The sequence below is a fragment of the Pantoea sp. OXWO6B1 genome, from assembly GCF_001641135.1.
In the GTDB taxonomy this organism is placed as follows: domain Bacteria; phylum Pseudomonadota; class Gammaproteobacteria; order Enterobacterales; family Enterobacteriaceae; genus Pantoea; species Pantoea allii.
This window is the reverse complement of sequence record NZ_LWLR01000001.1, coordinates 4,159,279-4,181,990: the sequence shown is the minus strand read 5'-3', so window position 1 is coordinate 4,181,990 and position 22,712 is coordinate 4,159,279. Positions and strand designations below refer to the sequence as shown.

General features: G+C 49.6%; 19 protein-coding genes and 1 pseudogene. 2 read left to right on the top strand and 18 right to left on the bottom strand.

The window, feature by feature from the left end:
• The first annotated feature begins 375 nt into the window (after positions 1–375).
• Positions 376–1,716, top strand: coding sequence for an MFS transporter (locus tag A6A26_RS21490; protein WP_063880634.1), 1,341 nt, complete (start codon positions 376–378; stop codon positions 1,714–1,716).
• Positions 1,717–1,870: 154 nt separating this feature from the next.
• Here A6A26_RS21490 and A6A26_RS21485 read toward each other — a convergent pair whose 3' ends face one another.
• Genes A6A26_RS21485 through A6A26_RS21470 form a run of 4 tightly spaced genes read right to left on the bottom strand, consistent with a single transcriptional unit; the run spans position 1,871 to position 5,821 of the window.
• A complete protein-coding gene (locus A6A26_RS21485) occupies positions 1,871–3,223 on the bottom strand; it encodes an MFS transporter (protein WP_063880633.1) in 1,353 nt (450 codons plus the stop codon).
• Positions 3,224–3,261: 38 nt separating this feature from the next.
• Positions 3,262–4,194, bottom strand: coding sequence for an SMP-30/gluconolactonase/LRE family protein (locus tag A6A26_RS21480; protein WP_063880632.1), 933 nt, complete (start codon positions 4,192–4,194; stop codon positions 3,262–3,264).
• Positions 4,191–5,129, bottom strand: coding sequence for a hydroxyacid dehydrogenase (locus A6A26_RS21475; protein WP_063880631.1), 939 nt, complete (start codon positions 5,127–5,129; stop codon positions 4,191–4,193). Before A6A26_RS21475 ends, A6A26_RS21480 begins: the two co-directional genes overlap by 4 nt.
• Complete coding sequence (locus tag A6A26_RS21470) at positions 5,129–5,821, bottom strand: RraA family protein (RefSeq protein WP_063880630.1); 693 nt, start codon at positions 5,819–5,821, stop codon at positions 5,129–5,131. The genes A6A26_RS21475 and A6A26_RS21470 overlap by 1 nt, the downstream gene beginning before the upstream one ends.
• Positions 5,822–5,992: 171 nt before the next feature.
• Here A6A26_RS21470 and A6A26_RS21465 point away from each other — a divergent pair, with 171 nt between their 5' ends.
• A complete protein-coding gene (locus A6A26_RS21465; RefSeq protein ID WP_063880629.1) occupies positions 5,993–6,709 on the top strand; it encodes an IclR family transcriptional regulator in 717 nt (238 codons plus the stop codon).
• Positions 6,710–6,841: 132 nt separating this feature from the next.
• Here A6A26_RS21465 and A6A26_RS21460 read toward each other — a convergent pair whose 3' ends face one another.
• The 14 genes and pseudogenes from A6A26_RS21460 to A6A26_RS21385 form a co-directional block, all read right to left on the bottom strand.
• Complete coding sequence (locus tag A6A26_RS21460) at positions 6,842–7,600, bottom strand: iron ABC transporter ATP-binding protein (protein ID WP_063880628.1); 759 nt, start codon at positions 7,598–7,600, stop codon at positions 6,842–6,844.
• Positions 7,597–8,589, bottom strand: a complete 993-nt coding sequence (locus A6A26_RS21455; protein WP_063880627.1) for an iron chelate uptake ABC transporter family permease subunit — start codon at positions 8,587–8,589, stop codon at positions 7,597–7,599. Before A6A26_RS21455 ends, A6A26_RS21460 begins: the two co-directional genes overlap by 4 nt.
• A complete protein-coding gene (locus A6A26_RS21450; protein ID WP_063880626.1) occupies positions 8,579–9,538 on the bottom strand; it encodes an ABC transporter permease in 960 nt (319 codons plus the stop codon). Before A6A26_RS21450 ends, A6A26_RS21455 begins: the two co-directional genes overlap by 11 nt.
• Positions 9,539–10,480, bottom strand: a complete 942-nt coding sequence (locus A6A26_RS21445; RefSeq protein WP_063880625.1) for a siderophore ABC transporter substrate-binding protein — start codon at positions 10,478–10,480, stop codon at positions 9,539–9,541.
• A 273-nt stretch (positions 10,481–10,753) separates the two neighbouring features.
• A complete protein-coding gene (locus A6A26_RS21440) occupies positions 10,754–12,961 on the bottom strand; it encodes a TonB-dependent receptor domain-containing protein (RefSeq protein WP_063880624.1) in 2,208 nt (735 codons plus the stop codon).
• 1,042 nt (positions 12,962–14,003) lie between these two features.
• The gene (locus A6A26_RS21430) at positions 14,004–14,900 is read right to left on the bottom strand and encodes an alpha/beta fold hydrolase (RefSeq protein WP_063880622.1); all 897 of its coding nucleotides are present in this window, start codon (positions 14,898–14,900) and stop codon (positions 14,004–14,006) included.
• Positions 14,901–14,903: 3 nt separating this feature from the next.
• Positions 14,904–15,344, bottom strand: coding sequence for a DMT family transporter (locus tag A6A26_RS21425; protein WP_063880621.1), 441 nt, complete (start codon positions 15,342–15,344; stop codon positions 14,904–14,906).
• Positions 15,345–15,347: 3 nt separating this feature from the next.
• Complete coding sequence (locus A6A26_RS21420; RefSeq protein WP_063880620.1) at positions 15,348–15,965, bottom strand: TetR/AcrR family transcriptional regulator; 618 nt, start codon at positions 15,963–15,965, stop codon at positions 15,348–15,350.
• A gap of 227 nt (positions 15,966–16,192) precedes the next feature.
• Positions 16,193–16,657, bottom strand: coding sequence for a hypothetical protein (locus tag A6A26_RS21415; RefSeq protein ID WP_063880619.1), 465 nt, complete (start codon positions 16,655–16,657; stop codon positions 16,193–16,195).
• Positions 16,658–17,272: 615 nt separating this feature from the next.
• Positions 17,273–18,277 carry a hypothetical protein gene (locus A6A26_RS21405; protein WP_063880617.1) on the bottom strand — a complete coding sequence of 335 codons (1,005 nt, stop codon included), beginning with the start codon at positions 18,275–18,277 and terminating at the stop codon, positions 17,273–17,275.
• Positions 18,278–18,750: 473 nt separating this feature from the next.
• On the bottom strand, positions 18,751–19,440 hold the full coding sequence (locus tag A6A26_RS21400; protein ID WP_063880616.1) for an RNA ligase family protein: 690 nt from the start codon (positions 19,438–19,440) through the stop codon (positions 18,751–18,753).
• Entirely contained in the window at positions 19,437–19,973 is a 537-nt protein-coding gene (locus A6A26_RS21395) for a hypothetical protein (RefSeq protein ID WP_063880615.1), read from the bottom strand. The genes A6A26_RS21400 and A6A26_RS21395 overlap by 4 nt, the downstream gene beginning before the upstream one ends.
• A complete protein-coding gene (locus A6A26_RS21390) occupies positions 19,970–21,358 on the bottom strand; it encodes an AAA family ATPase (RefSeq protein ID WP_063880614.1) in 1,389 nt (462 codons plus the stop codon). The genes A6A26_RS21395 and A6A26_RS21390 overlap by 4 nt, the downstream gene beginning before the upstream one ends.
• Positions 21,343–22,559 (bottom strand): annotated as a pseudogene (locus A6A26_RS21385) (integrase domain-containing protein). Before A6A26_RS21385 ends, A6A26_RS21390 begins: the two are co-directional and overlap by 16 nt.
• Positions 22,560–22,712: the final 153 nt, after the last annotated feature.

The window sequence follows — 22,712 nt, the reverse complement described above, 5'->3', positions numbered from 1 at the left end:
GGCTCATCCATCGTGTCGCCTCAACTTGCCTGCCATTCTTCGCGCCGCTGGTGGCGAGCGTTAACCAGTAGGCCATTCTCTCTGTCGTATTATCCCGCGCGGAACCAAACCCCATTTGCGGGAAGGCTCTGCCTGCTTTTTCTCTGCGGCTTATCCCCAGGTAGCCACAAGATCACCGCCTGAAAACTCCTGCAGCGTCACATATCACAACTCGTGCAGCTACCTTTTTGTGACAAATCACACAACCTCATAACATTTGCCTGCACAGGGAAAGGTTTACCCAGATAATGATTGTACTTTGTACACCGTAGTTTTACAGGGTAAAACAATGATTGTGTCCCGGCGTAAAACCATGATAATTCTGCGAGGAACACCATGTCTGAAAAGATGCCGAATGGCGCTTTAACCTCCGAGATAGAACAGCAGACCGTAAAGCGCGTTATACGACGGATTCTGCCGTTCCTGATCGTCTGTTATCTGATCGCGATTATCGATCGGGGCAACATCGGGATGGCAGCGTTGCAAATGAACGAGGATCTTGGCTTGTCCAGGGCGGTCTTTGGTCTGGCAAGTAGCCTGTTTTTTGTCGGGTATTTCCTGTTCGAAGTGCCCAGCAACTTAGCGATGCAAAAGATTGGCGCAAAGATTTGGATATCACGCATCATGGTGACGTGGGGCATCGTGTCCGTCTGCACCGCGTTTGTTTCAAGTGCCGAAATGCTCTATTTCCTGCGCTTTCTGCTGGGGGCTGCCGAAGCAGGATTCTTTCCCGGCGTTATCCTTTATTTAACCTACTGGATTCCGGGTAAATATCGCGCTCGCGTCATTGCCACCTTTATGGTTGCGATCCCGGCGGCAAACTTTATTGGTTCACCGATCTCGGGCGCAATATTGTCACTGGATGGATGGTTCGGATTACGCGGCTGGCACTGGCTGTTTATTTTAGAAGGCGTTCCCGCCGTGCTTTTAGGTGTCGCCGCCTTTTTCCTGTTAAGCAATCGCCCTGAAAATGCGACCTGGTTAACCGAAGAGCAGCGTAACTGGCTCAGCACCACGCTTGCGGCAGAAAATGCGAAACGCAAAGTGATTGGCCATATTTCGTTGTGGCAGCTTCTGCGCCATAAACACATCTGGGTGATGGCACTGATTTATGCGGGTGCTTCGGCTGCCGGTTCTACATTGAGCGTCTGGTCGCCACAGTTGCTCAAGTCGTTTGGGCTGGACAACTTCACCACCGGTCTGGTTAACGCCATTCCTTATGGCCTGGCGTCGGTTCTTATGATTATCTGGGGACGCAGCTCTGACCGCACGGGTGAACGCCGCTGGCATACTGCGTTAACGCTTTTCCTGATCGCGGGCGGTCTGCTGTCAGCTTTCCTCACGCAGTCGCTGGCGGGAAGCGTGGTCATTCTGTCGCTGGTGCTGATTGGTGCTTACTCCATGAAAGGGCCATTCTGGGCGCTGGCGTCGGGCTGGATGTCTTCCACCACCGCGGCGGCAGGCTTAGCCGCTATCGGCGCAATGGCGAATCTGATTGGTGGTGGCCTGATGGTTAACGTCTACGGCATTATCAATGAGCAAACCGGCAGTCATGCATTGGCGATGGTTCCACTGGCGGTACTCTGCAGTGCGGGAGGCATTGCGGTGCTGATCATGGGCCGCAAAAGCGCGGCGAAAATCGAGGTGGATCAAAGCCTGTCGACCGCAAGCAAATAGTGGGTTCGTCTGAACATCGATAAAGCGCCTGAGGGCGCTTTTTTTATGCCAGACACGTTTACAGGGCAGATAAAGGGCGAGAGGAGGGCGCAGGAAAGGAAAGAGGCGCCCGGAGCGCCTTGTTTTTCTTATAAAAAATAAGTTGCCGATTGCGCTACGTTTTGCGGTAAGGATCGTTGATTAACGCCACGGTGGCGGCACCTGTCATTAACACAGCGGACACTGCCAGCAGCGCCCACATAAATCCTCCGCTTGTCTGGCGCACATAGCCAATAAGAGAAGGCCCGACAAAGCCGCCCAGATTTCCGACAGAGACAATCATCGCTAAACCCCCTGCGGCGGCGCTTCCTGTGAGAAAACCTGAAGGTAATGCCCAGAACGATGCCTGAAAAGCCAGAATGCCGCTCACGGTAAAGCACAGTGCAAGCATCTTCACCACGGGGTCATCCACCACGGCGCTGCAGGCCAGCGCGATGGCGGCGATCACCAGCGCAGCGCTGATCCAGCGAATGCGGTGGCCGGATGCATTTGCCCGCTGCGCCCAGAACAGCATGCTTAACGCGCCGCAGACGTAAGGTAATGCGGTCAGGAAGCCGGTCGCGGTATGGCTAACGCCAATCTGCTTGATGATCTGCGGCATCCACAGGCCGACACCGATAGAACCCACAATGCCGCAAAAGTTAATGAAAGCCAGCAGGTAGAGCAGCGGATTATGCAGTGCATCACGCAGGCTGGAACCGTGCGCCTTTTCTATCTGCTGTTGCTCGTCTGCCAGTCGCCTGCTCAGCAACGTTTTTTCCGTATCGCTTAGCCAGTTTGCTTTTGCTGGGCGGTCATGCAAAAAGAACAAGCATATTATGCCCAGGATAACGGCCGGAAAACCTTCCAGCAGCAACAGCCACTGCCAGTTACGGATATGTTCGTGTCCGGTGATTTGCATCAGCATGCCGGATAAGGGCGCGCCGATGATGTTTGCCACGGGAATCCCGACCAAAAACGCCGCCGTAATTTTTGCGCGCCAGCTTCCGGGAAACCAGTAGGTGAAGAACAGGTAAATACCGGGCGTGAATCCTGCTTCGGCCACGCCCAGACAGAAACGGGCAAAGGCAAAACTGGCAGGGCCAGTGACGAAGGCGGTCGCCATGGAGATGATGCCCCACGAAATCATGATGCGGGCGATCCAGATACGGGCACCCACTTTTTGCATGATCAGGTTACTGGGCACTTCAAACAGGAAATAGCCGATGAAAAACATCCCGGCCCCAAACCCAAACTGTTCAGCCGTGATGCCCAGATCGGCGTTCATGCCCAGTGCGGCGAAGCTGACATTGGTGCGATCCAGATAACTCACGACATAACAGAGGAAGATAAAGGGCAGGATACGGCGGAACGCTTTACCCGCCGCTAACTCGCTTTGTTCAAAATCTGTTTGATTCATTTCTTCACGAGATGCGGACACGGCTTGCGGCTCAACAGGTGAGCCGGCGCTTGCAGAATGCAGATTCATGGTTGCCTCCGCTGCGTTCAGGAAACGCAGAGTTGTTCTCAGAGAAAAGCAGTGGAAAGGAAGGGCAGTGGGTGGCCTGGTGTTTTCATTGAACAGGTAAGAATGCTGCCGCTGACGGATTCGGTAATAAACAGCTGCTGTAAATTTTCTCCACCAAAACAGAGATTAGTGGTGGAGCGTCCGGCGGGGCTGGTGAGGATTTCTGCAGGCTCAGCCAGATCGTTGAGCAGCCAGACGCGGCCCAGGCCCGGATTGGCAATCAGCAGCTCGCCGCGCGCGTTCATCGCTAACCCGTCGGGACCGCTGGGTCCGTGCGAGGTAAAATATTGACCGACCTTGCTGATCGAACCCTCTCGCTGAAGCGGCACGCGCCAGATTGAGTTACCGCGCGTCATGGCGACATACAGCACCTTTTCATCTGGCGACAGAACCAGTCCGTTTGGGCTGGGGCAGTTATCCAGCAGGATATCCAGTCGGCCGTCCTGGCTGAGTCGGTAAACCCGTCCAGTGGGATCGTGCAGCCCGGTTTGCCCTTGATCGGTGAAGTAAAGATTTCCGCGACTGTCAGGCGTTAAATCGTTAACGCCACGAAAACTCTCGCTATTGCGGCGCGACAGCCAGGGGGTGATCGTTTGCGTTTTAAGACAAAGCTTCATTAACCCGTGACGATAATCCGTAATCAGAAGCGTATCCGGGTCGGTGAGTTTCATGCCGTTGGGTTCGCCGTCGTACTGCATGACGATCTCCCAGTTGCCTGCCATATCGACCCGGAATATCCGGCCAAAGGGGATGTCGGTCAGGTACAGACAGCCCGAAGGATGCCAGACCGGCCCTTCCAGAAACGAATCGGTAAGCTGGCCGCCGCGATTGGCGGCAGCCCAGGTATTGTTGCTGTCGGGGACGCGGAAACGGTCAGGCAGCCGGGTGAAAATCGTTGTCTGCCTGACTTCCGCTGTTGTCAGGCACATCATACGGTGGCTTCCTTTTGCGCTAAGACCTTGAGCAGATTGGTCACGGAGGCGGTGCCCATTTTCACATAAGAGTTATCGCTTACGCCGCCGATGTGCGGGGTAATGATGACGTTTTCGACAGACTGCCAGATGTGCGGCGCAGTAAGAGGTTCAACGGTAAAGCTGTCCAGCGCCGCCGAGCTCAGTTTGCCGCTTTTAAGGGCCCGAATCAGGGCATCATCATCAATCAGTCCGCCACGTGCAGTGTTGACCAGAACGGCGCCGGGTTTGAACTGTGCCAGCGCCTGATCATTAATCATCTTGCTGTTTTGCGCGGTAAGGGGACAGTGCAGCGACACAATATCTGCGCGTGCATACAGCGTGGCTAAATCATCCACCTGCTCACAGCCCGCGGGCAAGGTTTTCGCCCAGGGATCGTAAGCAATAACCTGCATGCCAAACACGCGACCAATATCCGCCACCCGGCCGCCAATCGCGCCCAGCCCGACGAGCCCGAGCGTCCGACCTTCCAGTTCAAGTGACTTGTGGGTGGATTTATCCCAGTGTCCCTCACGCATCCGGCGATCCAGCGGGAGCAGGGATTTTGTGCAGGCCAGAATCAGTGCCCAGGTATGTTCAGCCACCGCCGCCGCATTGGCGCCTGGCGCAGACTGGACGCTGATGTTGCGTTCGCCCGCCGCATCTTGATCAATGACGTCAATGCCGCTGCCATGCTTGGAGATCACGCGCAGCGCAGGCGCGGCATCCATAATGCGTGCGTTGATTTTTCCATAGCGCACCACGATCCCAACGGGATTATACTGCTGGCACAGCGTGAATAAGTCGTCTTCAGACGGCTTACTGCCCGCAAAAACCACCTCATAATTGTCCAGCATCGCGAGGGCGGCGGGGGCAAGATCTTCGCCAGTTACGATGACGGTGTCCTGTTTGCGCATCAGAGTTCCTCCCCTTCCGCTAACATGCCAGCTGCACGCAGTGCACCGTTCAGCCAGCCCGGTCTTTTGTCCCCCGCTTTGATCGCGGCAATACGACGGGTTTCCATATCCAGCTTTTTCGCCGCGAGTGCTAATACTATTTCAACGTCGTCGCGCGGCACGACCACCACGCCATCGATATCTCCGACCACCAGATCGCCCGCGTTAATCGTGGCACCGGCAACGGAAACGGGATAATTCACGCGCCCGGGAATCGACTTGGTTGGGCCACAAGGGTTAAGGCCTGCGGAAAAAACAGGGTAGGTGTGCGTGCTGAGTGCATCGGCATCCCTGACTGCGCCATCGATGATGATGCCAGCAATGCCGGACGCTTCGGCCTGGGTTGCCATAATCTCGCCCAATAGCGCGCAGCTGATATCACCTTTACCATCAACCACGATGACGTCACCAGGTTTGGCAACCGCCAGCGCAGCATGGATCGCCAGGTTATCACCGGGACGAACCTCGACGGTCACTGCCGGACCCGCCACTTTCATATGTGCACCCAAGGGCTTGATGCGGCCATGAAGTGTGCCCCTTCTGCCTGCCACATCAGCAATAATCGCGGCCTGAAATTCAGCCGCGCGTCTGACATAATCAGCGCTGACTCGCGTAACTTCACGGTTAATCATGGGTTTTTCATTGGTGGACATAGCGTACCTCATAGGTTGTTTTACACAGTAAAACCAGGTTGTACATTATGAAACCACTATATCGGTGATACTGACGATGACGCCAGTGTTGCGAGCTTGTTTGTGATGTAAACAAGATGTGACTCACAGTTTCGGGTACACTCGGTTCCAGCAAAAATCAGGAGAAGCAAAATGGGAAATGAAGGCGTTAATGCTGTAGAGAAGGCACTGGCCTTGCTGGACTGTTTTAAGCCAGGCGAAGAAAGTCTGTCACTCACGGCGTTGTCTCAGCTTTCGGGTTACCATAAAACCACCGTTTATCGCCTGATGAATTCGCTGGAACGCATGAGTTATGTGGTCAGAAGGGAGAATGGCATTTATACCCTGGGGCCAAGGTTGCTGTATCTGGGCAAGCTGTATGAACAGTCGTTTCATCTGGCCAGCGTGGTTCAGCCCGAACTGCAGGCGCTGGCCTCGGCAACAAACGAAAGCGCCAGCTGGTATGTGATTGATAACGGCCAGCGTCTTTGTGTCTTCCGTGCGGAGTCGTCGGACGGTTTGCGCCATACGCGACTGCCTGGCTCGCTTTATCCGCTGGATAACTCGGCGATTAGCCAGGTGCTGCGTCACTGGGGAATGGGCGAAAGCTTGTTTACTGACGCGCCCGATTTACCGCTCTATACCTCAGGCGCGCGCGATCCGCATACTGCCGCCTTTGCCATCCCGGTGTTTGGCGAAGGGGATAAATTGACGGCGGCCCTTGCGCTGACGGGGCCATCGTCACGATTAACCCTGGATCGTAAAGCGGCAGGGCTGGGCGACCTGATGCGGGACAGTGCGGCCAGACTGTCGGCCCAACTGGGCGCGAGAAAACCTTTCTGTGATTTCGTGTATGCACGTAGCGCGTGAAAAGCGTACGGCGAAAAACACGCATCCTGTAAACCCACATTAGCGCAGACCCGGCTGACAGGCGGACGGTTGCCCGGCATGAGCGTGACAGGGCCGGGGGAAACCGTCTGCGGTTATGCTCAGTGCACAGGATTAACGGTAGTAAACCGCAATATGTTGTCCCGCCACGGTTTCAACCGCGACAGGTATTTCAAAAAGGCGTTCGATCAGATCGGGTTTCATCATTTCAGCCGGGGTGCCTCTGAAAAAAACCTCACCCTTTTTCATGGCGATAATATGGTCTGAATAGGTCGAGGCGAAGTTAATATCATGGATGACCAGGATAATGGATTTTCCCAGCTCGTCAGCGGCGCGCCGTAGCTGCTTCATCATGGTCACGCTGTGTTTCATATCAAGATTATTCAGCGGCTCATCCAACAGAACGTATTTGGTATTTTGACACAGCACCATGGCGACAAAGGCGCGCTGCCGCTGTCCTCCGGACAGTTCATCAAGATACCGTTCAGCCAGTGGCAGTAAATCCAGAAAATATAATGCCTGATGAATATGATGCTTATCGTTTTCCGTTATGCGCCCTTTTGAATAGGGATAGCGGCCAAAACTCACCAGATCGTAAACCGTGAGTCGGCTGGTAAAATGATTATCCTGCCGCAGCACTGACATAATTTTCGCCAGCTTCTCGCTGTGCGTTTCATTGACGACCAGCGAGTCGATCCTGACCTCGCCACTGTCGGGCATCATCAGGCGGCTAATGACTGACAGTAATGTGGATTTGCCGGCCCCATTAGGCCCGATGATTGAGGTGATACCGGATGAGGGCAGGATTTCATTAATGTTTTTAAGGACAGATAAGGGCCCGTACGCTTTATTAACATTTGCAACTTCAATCACGTCGCCACCTTTTTCAGAACCAGATAAATAAAGAGCCCACCGCCAAAGAATTCAATAATAACGGACAGCGTTCCCGCCATGTTGAACAACTGCTCCAGGAGCAACTGTCCGCCCGTCAGCATAATGATGCCAATAAGAATCGCCCCTGGTAGCAAATAACCATGACGCCAGGAGCCCACCACCGGCCAGGCAAGGTTAACCACCAACAGTCCCAGAAACGTCATCGGCCCGACCAGCGCGGTTGAAATCGCCACCAGCAGCGAAATCAGCAGCAGCAGGCCGGTCACATAATGTTGATAGGGCACGCCCAGTGCCGTCGCGCTATTGCGCCCTAGCGCAATGACGTCAAGGCGATGCCGAAGCCGCCAGACGATAACGGTGATCGCAACAATCATCATGGCTGAAATGGCCAGTACCTCAGCATCAGCATGGGTAAAGGTGGCAAACATCCGGCTTTGCAGCACGGCAAATTCGCCAGGTGACAGTAAGCGCTGCATCAGACCGGAAAGGCTGCGAAACAGCGTGCCGAACACCAGGCCAGTTAACAATACCCGGTGAAGATCCAGCCCACTGCGGTTGAATAACCAGCGGTAGAGCAGTGTGGCAAAGATCATTAACAGCGCCGTTTCGCCAAGAAACTGCACCACGCTGCCCATCTGACTCAGTTGCGAAAGCTGAATAAAAAACACCAACAGGGTTTGGAGAAAGACAAAGAGTGACTCAAGCCCCATCACCGACGGCGACAGAATGCGGTTTTGCGTAATGGTCTGGAAAAGCAGCGTGCTGATTCCGGATGCAAAGGCGACCAGTACGATGGTTAATAAAATCTGCCCTCGGTGTTTCAGTATATAGCTGATATTTCCCTGCAGATTAAGGGTCATAAAGACCAGGGAGAATACGACCGCAAGCAGCGCCAATATCCACAACCGCTTCACGGGCGATCGTGCCGCTCTCGGGGCGTGGGACGGTTGCAACAGATTAGTTGGCATAGCGCTTTCCCCTGATAATCAGCACCAGAAAAACGGCTGCGCCCAGCACGCCGAGTAAGGCGCTGACCGGAATTTCAAAGGGATAAATAATCAGCCGTCCCAGGATATCGCAGCTCAATACCAACATGGCGCCTGTCATGGCGACCCAGGGCACGGTTCGTCGCAAATTATCGCCAAAAATCATGCTGACAATATTCGGGACGATCAATCCCAGGAAAGGTAAAACACCGACCACAACGATAACCACGCCGCTGGCGATGGCGATCATGGCCATGCCCGTTAACTGAATCTTGCGGTAGTTAAGCCCGACGTTAACAGAAAAGTCATGGCCCAGGCCGGCCACCGTGAACCGATCGGCAATGAAGGCCGCCAGCAGCGTAATCAGCCCGACAATCCAGAGCAGCTCATAGCGTCCCTGCATCACGCTGGAAAAGTCACCGGATTCCCAACTGCCCAGGGATTGCAGGATATCAAACTGCATCCCCAAAAATGTCGTCACGGAACTGAAAACGGCCCCCAGCATGATGCCTGTAAGCGGCACGATAAAAGCGCTTTTCTGACGGATGTGTTGAATAAGCAGCATAAACAGCACCGTGCCAGCCAGGGCAAACAGGGACGCGATGCACATTTTGACGATGACGGGCGCGGCGGGATACCAGACCATCACCAGCAAAAGCCCCAGGCTTGCGGATTGCGTGGTGCCCACGACCGAAGGCTCAACAAAGCGGTTTTGCGTCAGCATCTGCATGATCTGGCCCGCGACACTCATCGCACTACCGGCCAGCACCAGCGCGACGGTACGCGGAAAGCGGCTGATAAACAGAATGTCCCGCATCTCTGCATCTTGCCACAGGTCGATTAATGACACGCGGGTTACGCCCGTCACTAAGCTCAGAATAACCAGCGCAGCCAGCAGGCCCAGGCTGACAAGATAAGCCCCGTATTTCATTCAGGGCTGGTTCCCGGCCGCGATCAGGTGCTGCCTGATCTGCTTCATCATGAGGCTGTAGCTCTGGATTCCACCGGCAATATACAGCGAGGCGGAATCCAGATAGATAATTTGCTGCTTTTTCCAGGCGGTGGTGCGGCGCACCAGCGGATTATCCAGTACCTGGCGGGCCGACAGGCCTTCTTTGCTGCCGATGGCGCTGTCACGATCCAGAACGAACAGCCAGTCGGGGTTGGCCTGCATGATCAGCTCGGGTGAAATGGCATTGCCATGTTTGCTGGCGTTTGGCATAGCGAGTGCAGGTTTGAACTGCAGCACATCAAAAATAAAACCAAAGCGGGAGTGCGGCGTGTAGGCGCTGAGTTTGCCTCCGTTTACCATTAACATCATGGCGCTGCCCGACTGAGCGGCGGCGGTGCGAAGGTCTGCAATTTGTGCATTAAAGGCGGTTAAAACGGCCTTTGCCTGGGCCTGTTTACCAAAGATCTCCCCCAGTTGCGTAGTACGCTGTGTCAGACTTGCCATGACATTGTTCGGGTCAAGATCCAGCGAAACGGTTGGGGCGATATCGCTGAGTTTGTTGTAGGCCGCAAGGGCTCTGCCACCCGCCAAGATCACATCCGGCCCGGCAGCGCTTAAGGCTTCATAGTTTGGCTCAAACAGCGTGCCGGCATTGAAATAGTCATGGCTGTTGTATTTAGCCAGATGCGCCGGATAGGTGAAACCGGATTGCGCGACGCCCGCAGGGTTAATGCCTAACGCATCGGCAATATCCAGCGTGGCCGGATTCAGGATCACCACGCGTTGGGGATGCAGCGGCAGCGCGGTGGTTCCCTGTAGATGCGTGACGCTGACCGTTTGTGCCGCCTGGACCGAAGCCGGAGGGAAAACGGTCAGTATGCAGGCCAGGGTAAATAAAATCGTCAGAAGAGGGAAACGCATAAGTTCTCCTTGCGCGTTGCTTTTATCCATGGGAAAGCATTCGTAGTCAGTTATAAACAATCGTTAATCTGTGCGTCAGGTCAGATAACCGGCACGCCTTGCCTGTATGACGCTCAACGTGCCAGCACCGCTTCCTCTCAGGTCGCAATAAATAAAACGTGATGCTGGCATCTGTTAACGTTCAGGTTTTATATCGCCATACCGGGCTGGTTTACCTGAATCATCCTTTTCAAAACGCCCTTAATGCAGCGGCCTGATAACAAAGCAGGGCGATCAGAATGAGGCCGTTATTGAGGCATACATGGTGCGACCGGGCACCGCGTAATTGTTGCCTGAATCCCCGCTTGAGGACGGATTGTCAGAGACAGGATTTTTATCAAAAAGATTGTCCAGCCCGACATTAAACTTAAGGTGTTTCGTTGCCCTGTATTGTCCTGACAGACCATAAATCATGTAGGCTTTTCGGATACGTGCTGTCGCGGTATTGCCTCGTGCGGCCTGGTCTGCGCTGCTGTTCAGTCCCAGCATTTTTCCATAGTATTTTGCGGTAAATGAAAGGCTTATGTCGTCATTAACCTGCCAGTCAAGAGAAGACCAGGTGGAGAGTTTTGGCGTTGTCACTAACATCACGCCCAGAGAATCTTCGGCTTTAATCATTCGCGTGAGCGTGTTATTCAGTGACAGACGCTTCATCCAGGGACCCTTTTCTTCTGATATCAAGGGAAGGGTTAAATTGCCCTCCAGGCCCTGGGTGCGCGCAGTGTCAAGATTGACGCGTTCAAGCCAGTAGCGGCCGGAGGTATCGCCCGGAATATAGCCAACAGGGGCAGCGGCAATTTTGTCTTTGAATCGGCTGTCAAAGAAAGTCAGTCCTGCGCTCCATCCCTCGTAATCGAAGATTGCGCCAACTTCCCAGTTTTGTGATGTTTCAGGCTTGAGTTGGTCGCTGCCCATCGTGTAACAACCCCCGCCGTTGTAATCGGCATAGCCGTTACATCCCGCGCCTTTTGAGGATTCAATAAAGCCTTTGCTTGCCTGGCGCACGCTGGGTGCTTTAAAACCTTCTGAATAACCGCCTTTTAATGTCCACGCGTCCGTGGCTTGCCAGACCAGATAGGCGCGCGGCGTTGTCCTGTTACCGTAATCGGTATTATCTCTGCGCAGGCCCAGAGTCAGTGAAACATCCTCCAGCAGGTCGATCTGGTCTTCGACGAACAGGCCGGTGCTTTTGGCTTCACCGCTGTGTTTGCCGTAGGTGCTGGAGGCGTCCGCTACTACGCCGATAGAACGAGGATTGTTCAGCTCTTCTTTTTTCCACTGTGCGCCGAATGTCAGGTTGTGCGGTAAGCCGAACTCAAAAGGCAGGTTAATATCGCCTTCCACGATGCTTTCTTTATTCCATAGCGCGACATCCTGGCTGCCCGTCACGGTAGCGCCAGAAATCACCGGGATATCGGACACCCAGTTTTTGAACTTATTTTGATAGGCGTTCAGCTTCACCGTGCCAAAGTCAAAAATACCGCGATAATCCAACGCATAATTTTCACGTTCAAGTTTATCCACGCCACGCAGCGCAATTTCACTGCCGTCACTGGACTCGCCGGGAATCCCTTTTTCAGTTCCCTGCTGAGTAGAAACGGACAGGCGGTGATTAGGGGTAATATCCCAGCCGAGTTCTGCGCCGTAATTTTCATTCTTGCGTCCTTCCTGGCCGCTTCCCCAGCGCAATGCGCCGGTCTCGCTTTTATCCGCTTCGCGCTTATTCCACGAACCGTTAACGCGCAAATCAAATCCATTACCCAGCGGGCCGCCGATGCTGCCTGTCCAGGTCTGAGTGTTTCCCCGGTTACCATCTTGCGGCTGACGGGTGCCTGCCGTTAATGCTCCGTGCCAGGCATCATTATTTTTTTTGGTGATAATATTCACCACACCGCCCATCGCATCTGAACCATAGAGCGCGGACATTGGCCCTCTGACCACTTCAATACGTTCAATGGATTCGGTTGGAATCCAGTTAATGTCGTCGAAATAGTTTTGCTGTGTGCTTTTGATGCCGTTACTTGAGCCTATGCGTTTGCCATCCACCAACAACAGCGTATATGCCGCTGGCATTCCGCGCAGTTGAATACCGGAACTCACGTCTGTACCAATCGCTTTTGTTACGCCTGCGACACGTTCGAGAATATCCGCCAAATCCGTGGCCGATTTACCGATGTCTCTTTCCAGCTGTTCTGCGGTGATGACAGAGATGGATGCGGGCGCATCTTTAAGCCGTTGTTCAATTGCCGATGCCGTTACCACCATCACATCTTCATTGTCGTCGTTAATATCAGGCTCAGCCAGAGCGGGGGAAACCATACCCAAGGCGGGAATGAATAAACTCGTAGTAATATGACGGGTGATTTTTTTTAACGGCAGCATAACGATTAATCCTTTAACGATTGTCATCCAGTTGAGGAAGCCAAACTCGAAAGAAATCATAATTCCATATGCAAATGGGAATCAACTCAAGAATCATTATCAATTGTCGAAAAAATAAATCCGTCCGGAAACTGAATAGTTTTTTTAACGGATAAAGGCGAGCGGGAGGAGAGGGCGGCATCACGAATCGCTCGCCAGAGTTTGGTGTTAACTGATTTAATTGAAATGATTTTTACTTATGATTTTCTGGATTTAACATTGAATTAACGGTAAGAATAAATAATAAGGCGCCTATAAGTAACTTGCAAAGATTAAATATTCTCTTCTTTGTAATCCATCACCTTTTAAGAGTGAGTAACGATTTTTTATTGAATAGTTAACTCATCATCAACTTTACAGGAACGTTTAAAACATAACATGACCTTGTCAGGTTTGGTTCCGGCATTGCGTGGATGGCGTGTCATTCAGATTTGTCATGGTTTCATGACAATACAGGGTGCGACAGGCTGAAATGATGGGAATATCCGGGCATATATCCCTAACCGCCACGAAGGTGTTAATCAGGTGGGCGAGGGCTTAGACTCTGTTTTAAACAGGACTTTAAACCCGAAAAGTGTTTGACGCCACCTTGCTCGCGATAGAAAGGAACGCGGAGTTTGGGGCGTCATTCACTTTTATTTTCCACACAGAACCACTAATGAAACTGAATGTTATGGTTTCGTCATTTACCGATAGCTGTTCGAAAAAACCTGATGAAGACGTATTGCCAGTTTGCAGGCTTTCGATATTCCCTTTGCTCAAGCTGATTAGCGTTACAGTTAAAGAGAATATCGTCTGTCGTGAACAGCAGATATCTGTCGTTATCGACCTTTACCGCGGCGTCCAATATTTGTCCGTTAATTGAGATGCCTGTCGGTTTATTCTGATAACAACTTAAGAAATTGCCGGCTTAACATGCGTGGCTTTATTTTTTCACGCAGAGTCACCGAACCCGTTTGCTTCATCCTCCTACAAAACGCTATTTCAAAAGCGCTATGACGGCTTCGCATAATAAATTAGCGTTCTGATTACGTTATACCGTTGTCAGACTAATCAACGGATTTTAATGTGCGTACTGACCAAAAAACGAGGCTAGCGCATGGGCCGTGGCTTCGGGTTGCTCCTCGGGCTGGAAATGTCCGCAATCCGAGAGACGCTGACCCTGTACATCATCGCCGTAGGCTTTCAACGTGGCAGCCATATCAGGAATGGAGCCCTGGTCGGCGGACAGTCCCAGCACTGGCATGATCAACCGCCCAAGCCTGACCAGTTCTGCATTTTGCGCAGCGGATTGAGACAGCGCTCTGTAAAATGCCAGCCCGGCGCGTAATCCCCCCGGTGTTTTAAGCAACCGCTCATATTCGGTCAGTTCAGTCTCGCCATAACAGCTGTGATCAGCGGCTTTCTCGCGGAAAAACCATTCCAGATAAATGCGCTCACGTCCTGCCAGCAAGGCTTCAGGAAGATCAGCCACGGCATGGAAGGCAAAGTGCCATGTTTTCCAGGATTTGTCGGAGGCCGACGGCAGTTTATCCGGCAGGGATATTCCCGGGATACCGGCATCCATCAGGGTCAGCGCACGTATTTCATCGCCATATAACATTGCATAGGTAAAGGCGACCCAGGCACCGACGTCATGCGCGGCAAGAAAGTACGATCCTAAATCAAGTGAATCGACAAAAGCATGCAGTCGCGTGGCAACCGTTTGAGTGTCGTAACCGGAAAGCGGCTTATCTGTATCCCCCTGTCCCGGCAAATCAACGGCAATGATTCGGTATTTATCAGCCAGGGGACACATGACATTTCGCCATGCAAACCAGCTTTCGGGGAAACCTGCCAGTAACACCAGGGGAAAGCCATCCTCACGGCCACCTGTCACATAATGAAAGCGCAGACCATTTACACGCGCAAAGTGGTGACTAAAACCATTAGGTGCAGCGGGGAGCATAAAAGCAGGCATAATCTATTCCTGTAGTAAAAGTACAGTACCGGCTAACAGCAGAACCGCTGCCATGGCACGTTGTACTGTAATGGGATGAGGGGGAACACCGAACAGACCGAAACGATCGATCACCAGAGAAAACGCTACCTGCCCGGCGATAACCAGGGCGACCATCGCGGCGGCACCCAGGCGCGGTAGACTGACCGTGACGCCAGCCAGCGTCATCACACCGCAAATACCGCCAAACCACGCCCATAAAGGCAGAGACGGCAGGGATGAGGTGCGCGGGAAGGTTCCGGTTGTGATAGCCCCGAGTATAAAAAGAACGAGTGCCGAAACCAGTGCCGATACCGCCGCCGCCCAAAGCGGTGAGCCCAGCGCATAGCCCAGGCGAGCATTGAAGACCGCCTGCAACGGCAGCATCGCCCCGGCGAGAACGGCAATAACGACGTAAATAATCATGGCTTATTCCAGTACCTTCAGCGCCTGAGCCACAAAACGCTCAGTATCCTGTGTGAGGGTTGAGGCCTTTCCGATGACGCGCATTCCCTGAAGTAACGCCAGAATGACCTCGGCAGCGGCGGTTTCGTTGGTAGTCGCGGCAATGGAACCGTCCTGTTTTCCGTTTTTAATCAATTCCGCAATGTTGCTACGCCGCTTTGCCAGCTGTGTCTCCAGGCTACTGGCCGCAGTGCCAAGCTGGTCGAAGCTGGTGACACCGGCCACCACCATGCAGCCCAGCTTGCCGTCTTTTCCCTGACTGAGCTCAACATAGTCCCGCAGCAGTTCCGCAAGCTTGTCTTTACTCGTTGCCGCCTTTTCCAGCCGGGTTTTTATCTGTTCTTCGCGAAGAAACACATAGCGCTCAAGTGCCATGGCAAAGACGCCCTGTTTGTCTTTATACGCCTTGTAAACGCTACCGGTACTGAGGTTGGTGGCCGCGGTGATGTCACTGATGCTGACGCCACTAAAACCGCGATCGCGGAAAAGCCTAATGGCCCCATCCAGAAATTGTGCTTCGTTGAAAGCGCGTGGTCGCCCCGCAGAGGATTGCGCACTACCGGTATGGGAAGATGGTTTCATGGCTAACCTCCGATTAGGAAATGATCGTTTCCTTTTTAGGGCATAGAGGGGGAGGTTGTCAAGGGGAAGGATGGGGAGGGGGGTTTTGGGGAGGTTGTGGGTGGGGTGGTGTTTGGCTGGCGGAATTTGAATAAATCACCTATCTCTATGAAATTTAATATAAATATTTAATTTAAAGATAATTGGTATACCTAAGCGTATACCAATTGCTTTTGTTAAATGGTTTTTCATGTTGTGGAGGGCGATGGCTTTGCATCTATCGTCAGGTACGCTTTCAGACCTGAAGAGCGTTTTACACCACGCGGATCGGAAAAGAAGGGAACACGTAGCTTTGGAGAGTCGTTCACTTTAATTGTCCATACAGACCCACCAATGAAATTGAACTCAATGGTTTTGTGATTGACAGACAGCGCCTCGAAAGAGCCTGACGAATACTCGTTGCCAACCTGCAAGCTTTCAACAATCCCCTGACTCAGGCTGATGAGAGTAACCGTAAGAAACTCCTCAAAGATCACATCATCCATTGTGAAAAGAATATACCTGTCATTGTCGACTTTAACTGAGGCTTCGAGTACCTGTCCTTTTATAGTGATACCCGTCGGATTGTTATCGATCACTACTTCAGAAACGGCCTGCTGAAAATCAGTCGCTTTACTTTGCTCAACAAGCTTTACCGAAAGAGTTTGTTCCATGATTATCCCCACAAACGTCCCATTTCAAAGGTGGCAAGTGCACCACCAATCCACCAATCAAAACGCAAACGGGTGCGCACGGGCCGCATACCAAACCAGCTAAAGCCCCTCCCGCTGCACCACCTGCTATGCCTGCAACGTTAATGGCTATTTTTTAACGGTTTCAGTATCAATTATCTTAATGGTAAAGAGAAATTGGCTGTTAACAGGTGTTTATTTACATCATTAAATTATTTTAATTTTGATTAGGACAGCGATAACTGCAAGTAAAAAACAACAAAAAAAGCCCAATAAAAAAGTAAAATATAACGGTTTGAGGCTATTTATCTCTGCGCTATGTTGACTGTTACTTGCAAAATCATAGGCCTGACTTTTTGGGTCTAAAAAGAAGATTTTTTTGTTTTGTTTTAATCGCATAAAAAAATAGAGCATTAGTGGCGAACCTAAGTAACCCATATTGCAATGCAATAAGTAAGGGGTAGGCAGCATATACTTTTGTTGGAAGTCAGAAATCAATTTGTTGTAGCGGGATCTGTTACTTAGATACAAAAGAACGCTTACCACTAAGCAAACCATAGGAAGCATAATTAAAACCATTATGGCCGACTTCATTGTTCAAATTCCCATGTATTCATAGATAGTATCCATTATAGAGTCGCTCGCTTTGGCACCGACATAACCCGCAGCGATTGAGCCAACTGCTGCACATACTACCGCTCCTGTTCCTGCTGTGGCGATCCCTATTGCTGCGCATACACCTAATCCTGCTACAGAACCGGCTGCACCAGCTCCCACACCTGTTAATGTTGAAGCTCCAAACTTACCGTACTCTTTGAACGCCGTTCTTTTGCATTCGCTCTCTCGTCCTTTAACGCAGGCATTGACGACTTCATTCGTGGTACCCGCAAAGGCAAACCCTATACCTATGTAGCCACCTGATTTCAAAAATTTTGCCGCTTTCGCTGCACTATCTACATAATTCGAATAGCCAGGTATCCCTCCCAGCCCTACAGTGGACCATTCATGTACGATGGAGCGGCTGGATAGATTCAGTGCTCTACGCATGTCTTCGTAAGGCTTGAACTTCACGGCATAACGAATCAATGATTTCAGTAGTGGCTTGTTCACAAGTTCTTTTAGCTGATTGAAGAGCCGGTTACGTTCTGCGAAGAATTGCTGACTAATCAGTGTCCCCTGAGTACGGAACTGGTTTTGGTAACTGATTTCTATCTTTTTGAGGGTATTCTCGATCTCTGAAAAGTATCTCTCACCAACGTCACCAATAGTGCCAAAAATTTTATCTCCCGCAGTAGTCAGGGCAGCGATCAAACCGTAGTGTTGCTGCATAAAGCTCGCTTCGTCAGGAGTTACACCAACAAACGCAATGTTAGTTTTCTGTTTGGCCTGCCTTAAAGCGTTCAACATTTGCATGGTTTGTGAAGAAGCTGGGTCTGCAACAATGACTATCTGACCCGGATTCAGCCAGGGCGTGTCTGCATTGGTTTGCATAAAGAGACGAGCAGCTTCTGAGTTACTGTCATTGAAAAGCATTCTTGCCTGGAATCCGAGGTTACCAGGTTGTTGAACTACACAGTATGCAGGTGCGAGATTGCGAGGCATTCCATTTCCTCCGATGAAACAATTATTTAGTAGTGGGTTTGAGGCTTTTTTTCTAACGTTACTTAATCAATCCTGCCTGAGATTGTAAATAAGTATGACGATGTAGGCAAAAGGTATTGGTCTTTATGACCGTGTGAGTATCCCGCTTAAGGGAGAGTCAGACGCTGGGCCGTTATGGTTCTGCATTCCGCCAGATTCATTAATCCTTTACACTGCCGCTGCACAACCAGCGGCTTTTTTTATTCCCGTCCTTTGCCTTCCTAAAGCCTTTTTTTTGGCGAGCCGCTTTGTAAAGAGCCGTGCATGCATAGCGTGCATGGATCTGCATGCAAAAACATGAATCGTTTTGCCTCGTTCAGGCCATGCCGGGCGCGGCTAGGCCCGTAGCATGCACCTGCATGAAAAGTGGTGTATAAAGCGGGCAGGCGTGGCGGGGAAAGCATTGCGCGCGGTTAACAGCAGCCCACGGCAGCTCAATTGCATTTGTTAATGAGCAAACTATTTTTAATGATACTTCTCGCACTCCAGTGCAGAGCGATATTTTGAGTAAAATCATTTCTTACAATCTTAGCTCTAAAAAAGGTTTGATAGGAATCTGATGCTCTAACATAAACTCCTTCTGAAATTGAATCGCTATATGAAGATTTTTTTATAAAACTGGGTAATTCATTTAGACGAAAAAAACCCTTCCCTAACAAAGGTACAGATAAAATATTCATGGATTCCGTTAACTCTTGACGTCTATCAAAATCTATAAATTTTTTCAAGCTTTTGTCATAAATATCAAAAGCTAAAAAGTAGTCAGGGAGAGATGTGTAATGGATAGAATGTTTGGCGTAACACCACTCTCCGAATAAAATATGTCTGTCAGTAAGGACATCAAATAGCTTCTCAAGTCTTAATTTTAACCAATTATCTAAAGGTTTCCACTGGCCAGAGAATGGGGGATTTAAAATGCTTCCTCTATTCTGTAATATTATATTCCCCTCAAAATCGAAAGATATGCCAAGGTTTGCACCGTCAATTTTCTCCTCGATGATTAACTCTTTTGTTAGGGCGTCATTTTGCATATCATCATCAAGCACCTTGTCATTTCTAATATCTTGAGTGACTGAAATAGCGAAGTGAGGAGTGCTTGGGAATTTTACATTAATCTCGCTCATCCTTTCATCTTCCTGTTATAGATGGTTTCTATGTATTGCTCATCCATAAAGCACACTTTAATATTTACTTCTAGTAATGCATCTTTCCATCCCCACCATTTACTATCAGCAGCTTGATAAATGCAAGGTTTTCCTGGGTGTGCGTTTGATGTTGCCACGAACTTACGATCTGAAATATCAAAGTTAACTAGTTCTGGATGTTGTGGGAATTCGGAGTAAGTATCATTATTTTTAGTTATGTTAACACGGTCGGTTTCTGGAAAGTTCCATCTATTATCATGCAGCCATTTCATAAAGACATCCCCTTGTCCGGGCGAGCCGCCTAAATTAAGTTGTCCTCTATATTCATCAAAGATTTCATCCATTGAGTCAAGAACTAATCCACTATCTTTACTGCTTGTTATTTTCTCAATCAGTTCAACGCAGCTTAAAATACATTTGGCATTTTCATTAGTTACTCCATCTGCAACAACTGCTAAATTAGCAGTTTTAGGTACGTTAGTATCTAAAATATAATTCTTGGGAATTTTCATTTTTTTTTCATTTCCTCAAGTTTTCTCTGTATGGCTGCTTTAGATTGCGCAGTTATATCACCCATTTCATCTCCAAAGAAATGCTCCGGCCAATTTTTGATGTTGCCAAAGTCGTCAATCAACAAAGGAGTAAGTGACGGTTTGTTTTTGGAGTAATCAGAGAAATAGGCTGCTACATTTTCTTTGGATATTTCGTTTTCTGCTATTCTTCTTTGAAGTCTTCTCAGGAAATGTTCTGAGTGGGTTTCTATAATTAACTGAATTTTTCTATCTTCGCCATTTTCCTTTGAACGTATAACATCAATTAAAACATCCGCTAAAACAGATTGCGCCTTAGGATGGAGGTGTATTTCAGGCTGCTCCATTAAGATAACAGAACCACTAGGTGCGTAGAAACATTGTACTAAAACAGGTAATACTTGCGATACCCCAAATCCTACATCTGGTAAGTCCACCCAAGATTTTGAGCCTTTCGTACATACCTTAACTTCATATTCTTGACGATTTTCAGAGATGGGTTTTACGATGAAATCGTCAATAAGTCCCATTTCTTTCAATTTTAATGCAATTATCTCCTCGAAAGGTTTTGTCACTTTTCTATAGCCAAGGCCTATTTTACGATCTTTGGCAGATAAAAGCGCTGAAATAGTATTTTCACCAGAAAATCCAACGCTTTCAGGCCTGATTCCAGACCATGGATATAACCTTGATGCTTTTATTCTAAGCGGTCCGAGGTAATAAAGTGACCGAAATAACTGCTCGTGTCGTAAATTTAGCTCTTGCACAAAGTCTGCATTTTGATAATAAGCTACAACTTCTTCAGGGAATCCATAAAACCTTACGGCTTCTTTAATTGACCAAACGCGCCCTTTTTGCCTAACTAAATTATAATTAGAGAAGTTTGTCTTAAAGTCATTCTTAGTATTTAAATTCCTTTCAAGTCCAACTGAAAATCCAAGCTGGTTTTCATAATGTATTTCATAATTGAAGCCAGAAAGTTCAACAATCCGCTGACTTTCGTTAAAACATACTGAAGCACCAAATGATATTTCATCTCCTTGGAAGATGTTTGAGCTGATAGGATCCTTCACCCTTAACTCATCATCAATGCTCCAAGTATATTCAAATGATATTTTTTTTGAGGAATCTCTTTGATGAACCATTTCATGAAAAGAGCCAAGCTGTACTGCTGTCTGTGGCCCTCCTGAATAAAGAGGACTTTTACGATCAGGTGAATCAATAGTCTGTTTGAGCATTATTAGAAGCTGACCTATACTAGACTTACCTGAGCTATTACTTCCAAAAAATAACGTAATAGGAGCCATGGATATTTCTTGTGTATCTTCCCATGCTTTAAAGTTTTTTATTCTTAATTTTTTAAACATTTCATCTCCTGAATTTTGTTATAAACAAAAATGCCCCACCAATTCATCAGTTCAACGCGTTTCTCAAGGCAGGTTGAATGATTGTAAGCCCTACGGACTTCGTTTTTATCAGAATGAGCCAATGCAGACTCAATCACATCAGAGTTAAAGTTAGCTTCATTCAGGGCTGTACTTGCAATTGCACGTAAACCATGTGCGACAAGTCTACCACCATAACCAATCCGTTTTAATGCTGCATTTGCAGTCTGACTATTCATCGATTGTTTTGGGTTGTTTCTGCTTGGAAAAATATGCTCACTGTTAGCGCTTACAGGCCTCATAACCTCTAGAATATATAATGCTTGTGGTGATAAGGGGATAATATGTTCACGCTTGGCCTTCATCCTTGTTGCCGGGATAGTCCAGAGTTTATTCTCAAAATTGATTTCTGTCCATTTCGCACCAGAAGCTTCTGAGGGACGCACAAGAGTAAGAAGTTGCCACTCAATAAGACAGCGAGTAGAAACAGATAGGTTCGACATAGATAAAGACCGCATCAACTTTGGCAATTCCTCGGGTCTGAGTGTTGGCATATGCTGTTTTTTTGGCTTCTCAAAAGCCATACCAACACCAGACGCTGGGTTAGCATCGGTCAATCCGGTGTTGACTGCATGAATCATAATCTCGTTGATACGCTGCACTAACCTACGAACTCTTTCAGGAGCGCCTCTAGTTTTAATCGGCTCCAGTGCTTCAACAAACGTTCTGGCCTTGAGTGCTTGAACAGGAATTTCGCCAATAGCGGGGAAGATGTCCTTTTCCAGTGATCGCCAAATGTCTTTCGCATAATCCTCGGTGACGCTTTTGCTTTTAAGCTGGAACCACCTATCGGCAACAACTGAGAAAATGCTATCCAATTCAATCTGACGTTGCTCAGAAACTTCCTTTTGCTGCTTCTGTGGATCGATCCCTTGAGCAAGCAGCGACAAATACTGGTCACGCATCTGACGTGCAGCAGCTAGCGTTAGAGCAGGTATGAGCCAAGACTGAGATTTGTTCGGCTACTACTTCTTGGCCTCTGATAGCGGAAACGCCATAGCTTCTTACCAGACGTTTTGTTGAGCAGGAAAAGCCCGTCGCCATCATGCGACGTGAAGTCTTTCTCTTAGGGGCTTAGTTTTGAGGATTTTGTTATTGGTGAGGGGCATGTCATCCGCGCCATGACTGATTTCCGACCATAATTGGTACATGTTTTTGGCCCACATTAAAGCGTGTATCTTAACGTGTGCCGATTATTTCTGGATTCAGGCGGATCGTCCTGGAAGGTTACAGACACAAAAAAACCCGCAAAGCTTTCACCTTGCGGGCTTTCAGG

Coding starts and splice junctions, on each gene's coding strand:
- A6A26_RS21490 (WP_063880634.1), top strand. CDS start 376: ATGTCTGAAAAGATGCCGAATGGCGCTTTAACCTCCGAGATAGAACAG.
- A6A26_RS21390 (WP_063880614.1), bottom strand. CDS start 21,358: ATGTTTAAAAAATTAAGAATAAAAAACTTTAAAGCATGGGAAGATACA.
- A6A26_RS21450 (WP_063880626.1), bottom strand. CDS start 9,538: ATGAAATACGGGGCTTATCTTGTCAGCCTGGGCCTGCTGGCTGCGCTG.
- A6A26_RS21400 (WP_063880616.1), bottom strand. CDS start 19,440: ATGAGCGAGATTAATGTAAAATTCCCAAGCACTCCTCACTTCGCTATT.
- A6A26_RS21440 (WP_063880624.1), bottom strand. CDS start 12,961: ATGATTTCTTTCGAGTTTGGCTTCCTCAACTGGATGACAATCGTTAAA.
- A6A26_RS21430 (WP_063880622.1), bottom strand. CDS start 14,900: ATGCCTGCTTTTATGCTCCCCGCTGCACCTAATGGTTTTAGTCACCAC.
- A6A26_RS21465 (WP_063880629.1), top strand. CDS start 5,993: ATGGGAAATGAAGGCGTTAATGCTGTAGAGAAGGCACTGGCCTTGCTG.
- A6A26_RS21470 (WP_063880630.1), bottom strand. CDS start 5,821: ATGTCCACCAATGAAAAACCCATGATTAACCGTGAAGTTACGCGAGTC.
- A6A26_RS21405 (WP_063880617.1), bottom strand. CDS start 18,277: ATGCCTCGCAATCTCGCACCTGCATACTGTGTAGTTCAACAACCTGGT.
- A6A26_RS21415 (WP_063880619.1), bottom strand. CDS start 16,657: ATGGAACAAACTCTTTCGGTAAAGCTTGTTGAGCAAAGTAAAGCGACT.
- A6A26_RS21475 (WP_063880631.1), bottom strand. CDS start 5,129: ATGCGCAAACAGGACACCGTCATCGTAACTGGCGAAGATCTTGCCCCC.
- A6A26_RS21485 (WP_063880633.1), bottom strand. CDS start 3,223: ATGAATCTGCATTCTGCAAGCGCCGGCTCACCTGTTGAGCCGCAAGCC.
- A6A26_RS21420 (WP_063880620.1), bottom strand. CDS start 15,965: ATGAAACCATCTTCCCATACCGGTAGTGCGCAATCCTCTGCGGGGCGA.
- A6A26_RS21395 (WP_063880615.1), bottom strand. CDS start 19,973: ATGAAAATTCCCAAGAATTATATTTTAGATACTAACGTACCTAAAACT.
- A6A26_RS21455 (WP_063880627.1), bottom strand. CDS start 8,589: ATGCCAACTAATCTGTTGCAACCGTCCCACGCCCCGAGAGCGGCACGA.
- A6A26_RS21425 (WP_063880621.1), bottom strand. CDS start 15,344: ATGATTATTTACGTCGTTATTGCCGTTCTCGCCGGGGCGATGCTGCCG.
- A6A26_RS21480 (WP_063880632.1), bottom strand. CDS start 4,194: ATGATGTGCCTGACAACAGCGGAAGTCAGGCAGACAACGATTTTCACC.
- A6A26_RS21445 (WP_063880625.1), bottom strand. CDS start 10,480: ATGCGTTTCCCTCTTCTGACGATTTTATTTACCCTGGCCTGCATACTG.